The 4722-nt window shown below is 72.2% G+C and carries 3 protein-coding genes and 1 pseudogene; 2 read left to right on the top strand and 2 right to left on the bottom strand.

What is annotated here, in order from left to right; genetic code table 11:
* On the bottom strand, positions 1-1085 hold a 1085-nt coding region (locus CCS38_RS00295; RefSeq protein ID WP_223731140.1), incomplete at its 3' end, for a sigma-70 family RNA polymerase sigma factor.
* Positions 1086-1379: 294 nt separating this feature from the next.
* Positions 1380-2195, bottom strand: a complete 816-nt coding sequence (locus CCS38_RS00290) for a TetR/AcrR family transcriptional regulator (protein WP_223731139.1) — start codon at positions 2193-2195, stop codon at positions 1380-1382.
* Positions 2196-2687: 492 nt separating this feature from the next.
* Here CCS38_RS00290 and CCS38_RS00285 point away from each other — a divergent pair, with 492 nt between their 5' ends.
* Positions 2688-3995, top strand: a complete 1308-nt coding sequence (locus tag CCS38_RS00285) for an NAD(P)/FAD-dependent oxidoreductase (protein ID WP_263301550.1) — start codon at positions 2688-2690, stop codon at positions 3993-3995.
* A gap of 407 nt (positions 3996-4402) precedes the next feature.
* Positions 4403-4722: pseudogene (locus CCS38_RS00280) on the top strand (hypothetical protein); the annotation flags it as partial.

Here is a 4722-nt window from a genome sequence, read left to right as displayed (position 1 = left end):
GACCCCGAGCCCCCGGCGGCCGCCGCGGCACCGGCACCGGCCGCAGCGCCCGCTCCGGCGACCCCGGTGAACGCGGCCGCGCCCTTGATCGCGTACCCGGCGGCGAACCAGCCGATGACCGCGACCGGCAGCACCGCGCGAATGCGCTGGTTGACGTCCGCGACCTCGAGCGCCGCCAGCCGGCAGCGCGGGCACTCGTCCAGGTGCTTGCGCAGCCCGCGCTCGGCCCGCACCCGGAGGCCGCCGCGCGCGTAGGCGCCCAGCTGGTCCGCGTACCGGGCGCAGTCGCCGCCCGCCGTCAGGGACTGGCTGACGTGTGCCTGGAGGTACGCCTGCTTGAGTCCCTCACGGGCCCGGTGCGCGAGCACGGCCGTGGCGTTGGCGGACAGTCCGAGGAGCGGCGCGACCTCGCTCGGGGACTCCTCCTCGACCGTCGTGTGCCACAGCACCGTCTGATAGCGCTCGGGGAGGCTGCGGAACGCCTGGACGGCCATGTCCTGCTCGGCCTCGTGCATGGCGCGCACGTCGGCCCCGAGGTCGAGCGTGTCGTCGTCCATGGAGGAGCCGGCCGCCGAGGACGCGAAGACCGCGAAGTCCTCGACCAGATGCTCGCGCTTGGCGCTCTTGCCCCAGTCGGCGGCCGCGCGGCGCACGGTGGTGAGCAGGTAGGCGCGCACTGCGGTCTTCGGCCCGGCTCCGCGGCGCACCGCCTGCAGCGTGCGTGCGAAGACCTCGCCGGTCAGGTCCTCCGCGGTGTGCGCGTCCCGGCAGCAGGTGCGGGCGTAGCGGCGTACGGCTTCGGCGTGCCGGCGGTACAGCTCCTCGTAGGCGCTGTCGTCACCGGCGCGCATACGGGCGACGAGCTCGGCATCGGACGGGGACGTGCCGGATGCGTCGGACCCACCGGATGTACCGGACTCCGCTACGGAAGGGCCGGAAGGGCTCTGCCCGACCGCCCGGGCACCGCGGTCCTTGGGCACGCGCTGCTGCGGCACGGCTTCCGGCCGGGCACTGTCGCTGCCGGAGGTGGTGGATTCCGCGCCGACGAAGCCGCCGTCGCGCTCTTCACGCCCCTCAAATGTCATCGCCGAGGCCCCCGGACCACGCTCCCGCATCTCAACATCGCGCAAGCCTGTCACAAGGATGGCCGAACCCTTACGGGGCAGCGGTGCAATCACTCATCCGGATTGACTTACTGTCTAACAGCTCTAGCCCTCGCTCTTTCGGGGCATGCTTGCAGGCTTAGGGGTGCGCCGGGCGTGTACGGACACCAAGGCGTACGGCCCCCTGGCATAGGGGCACCGGGGCATTCGGGCGGCCTCCAAGGCGAAGGGCCGGCCGGGGCCACTGCCCCGGCCGGCCCCGCAAGCCGTCCCTCCTCAGGCCACCGGCCGCGACCGCAGACCCTCCAGGAGGATCTCCAGCAGCCGCGCGGAGGCGGCCTGCTGCTGCGCCGCGTCCGGAAGCGAGGGCGCACCCGTCGCTATCACCAGCAGCACGTCCGACACCGTGACATCGGCGCGCAGCTCCCCGGCCTCGCGTGCCCGCTCCACGAGCTGCCCGACGACGTCCAGAAGCGCCTGGGCGCCCCCGCTGTCCGCCACCGGTCCGTCCGGGGCCTGCCCGTTGGAATGCTGCTGGGCCGACTCCTCGTCCGGCGACGTGCGCTGCGCGACGATGCGCAGTTCGCCGGGCGCGACGGCCGGCTCGGGCGCCGACCGCTGCTGCGGCACCCGCGCCCCCGTGAGCCCGTCGGCCCCGTCCACGCCGCTGCCCACCCGAAGGATGCTCGGCGGCAGCAGGCGGCCGGCGCCGGACGCCACGGACGTGCGCAGGAAGCGCGAGAGGGCCGACCACGGGTCGTCCTCCTGCCCGAGTGCGGTGCGCGCCTGGTCCGTCAGCCGCGCGGTCTCCTCCTCCGCTATCCGGCGGACCAGCACGTCCTTGCTCGGGAAGCGGCGGTAGACCGTGCCCACCCCGACCCGGGCCCGGCGGGCCACGTCCTCCATTGGCGCGCCGTATCCCAGCTCGCCGAAGACTTCACGGGCAGCTCGCAGAACGTGTTCCAAGTTGCGCTGTGCGTCCACCCGGAGCGGTGTGGTCCGGCCGGGCACGCCGGCCTCGCCCACGCCCCCGGTCCGGTCACCCGGCACGGACGCCACAGCCGCCGGCCAATGAGAACTCTGCATGTGCATAGATGATCCCCCGGTAATGACGTCTCCCCCCGGAGACTCCCCGCCCTGACTGCCGGGGCAGCCGACAACAGGCTCCACCCCGACGAGGTACGAACATAGTTGAGCGCAGGTCAAGAATGAAGGGGGCAGTTCCGTACAGTCCGCCCCTCGAACGGAGTACGCGCCCGTTCCATCCCGTTTCCGTACACTCCCGCCATCTCGCACCCCCCGTCTGACCTGCGGAGCTCATTCCACACCGGCGGAAGGGGAGGTTCCAACAGGGCTTGCGGGGCACCGACCGTATTTCGCCTGTCCTGTGGACAAAGAGGCGACGGGGGTGCGTCATGGAGAAATGCTGTGTCCCGAAGCGGGTACACAGCACCTGATCGTGGCTCCGCCGCGGGCCGGACCGACGGCCCCGGACGCACCCCACGGGCCACGGGCGACGTCGCGAGGAGATCCTCTGTGAAGCACCCGGCGCGCATTCTCGTGGTCGGCGGCGGCTATGTGGGCATGTACACCGCCCTCCGCCTGCAGCGGAAGCTCAGGAAGGAACTACAGGGCGGCACGGTCGAGATCGTGGTGGTCGACCCTGAGCCGTACATGACCTACCAGCCGTTCCTGCCGGAAGCGGCGGCCGGCTCCATCTCGCCCCGCCACGTCGTCGTACCCCTGCGCCGTGTGCTGCCCCTGTGCCAGGTCGTCATCGGCGAGGTCACGGGCATCGACCACGCCAAGCGCACCGCCACCGTGAAGACGCTGGCCACGGAGGAGGAGGGCACCGGCGCCGTCGAAACGCGGTACGACGAGCTGGTGCTGGCACCCGGCTCGATCTCGCGCACCCTGCCCGTCCCCGGATTGGCCGATTTCGGTATTGGCTTCAAGACCGTCGAGGAAGCCATCGGGCTGCGCAACCACGTACTGGAGCAACTCGACATCGCTTCCTCCACCCGCGACCCGGCGGTCCGGGACGCCGCGCTGACGTTCGTCTTCGTGGGCGGCGGTTACGCGGGCGTCGAGGCGCTCGCCGAGCTGGAGGACATGGCCCGTTATGCGGTGCGGTACTACCACAACGTCCGCCCCGGGGACATGAAGTGGCTGCTCGTCGAGGCGACCGGCCGCATCCTGCCCGAGGTCGGCGAGGAGATGGGCGAGTACGCGATACGGGAGCTGCGCGGCCGCAACATCGATGTGCGGCTGAACACGCGCCTGGAGTCGTCCGAGAACCGCGTCGCCGTACTGGACGACGGGTCACGCTTCCCGACCCGCACGCTCGTATGGACGGCCGGCGTCAAACCGCACCCCATCCTGGCCGCGACCGACTTCCCGCTCAACGAGCGCGGCCGCCTGAAGTGCACCGCCGCGCTCCAGGTGGAGGGCGTCGAGCACGCCTGGGGCGCCGGTGACGCCGCCGCCGTACCGGACGTGACCGCCGACGAGCCCGGCAAGGAGTGCGCGCCCAACGCCCAGCACGCCCTCCGCCAGGCCAAGGTGCTCGCGGAGAACATCGTCGCGGCCATGCGGGGCGAGCCCGTCCAGGAGTACGCCCACAAGTACGTCGGCTCGGTCGCGTCCCTGGGGCTGCACAAGGGCGTGGCACACGTGTACGGGCGGAAGCTGAAGGGCTATCCGGCGTGGTTCATGCACCGCGCCTACCACCTCAGCCGCGTCCCGACCTTCAACCGCAAGGCCCGCGTGCTCGCCGAATGGACGCTCGCCGCCTTCTTCAAACGCGAGATCGTCTCGCTCGGCTCCCTGGAGCACCCGAGGGCGGAGTTCGAACTCGCGGCGGGCACGGGGCGGCACAACGAGGCGAGTTGACGGCGGGAGTGGCGCGGGGTTGACGCCCCTTCGGGGGCCCGGAGCGCGGAGCGGGGACACCGCGCTTACGGTGTCTGCCGGGCATAGCCCTGGACCATATGCCCTTCTCGGCCATACGTTCACCGTTGCGTTCAGTCGAACGGGCGGTCAAGGACGCGGTCAGGAACTCCACCCGCCACCCCGGCGTCTGACGTATGTCAGTCCGGTCGGCCACACTGGACGTGTGACCATGGGTGGGCTCGTATCTGCAAAGAGTGACAAGCGCGAGGAATTGGGACGTTTGCTGCATCACGCCAGAGGGCGCTCGGCGCGCCCCCGCCCGACCTTCCGCCAGCCAACGGCCGGGAGGTACCTTCTGGCCGCCGGACCGACTCGGCGCCGCGACGCGAAGTAAGAGGTACACCTCCGTGAACTTCACTCGCTGGAGCGCCCGTTTCCCCGGCACGCAGCGCCGCGCCGCGCGGTCCGACCGCGGTGCGGCGCCGGGCGCGTCGTCCCCCAAGCCGCCGCGGAGATCCACCGCCCCCGGAGCCGCGCAGCCTGCAGCACCCTCCGGCGCCCCCGTGCCCTCGCCCGCCGACGACGCGGAACGGCCGGAGGCCGACCCCGCCGCGCCCACCACGGCCGGCACCGCATCGGGCACCACGGGCGCGCCACCGGGCGCGGCCCCCGGAAGCGCGGTCCCCGCCGCCCGCGCCGAGCGCCCCGAAGCGCACACCCCGCCCTC

This window comes from Streptomyces purpurogeneiscleroticus (genome assembly GCF_020024005.1).
Taxonomy (GTDB): Bacteria; Actinomycetota; Actinomycetes; order Streptomycetales; family Streptomycetaceae; genus Streptomyces; species Streptomyces purpurogeneiscleroticus.
The sequence above is the reverse complement of the archived record's forward strand: the minus strand, read 5'-3'. Positions and strand labels throughout refer to the sequence as shown.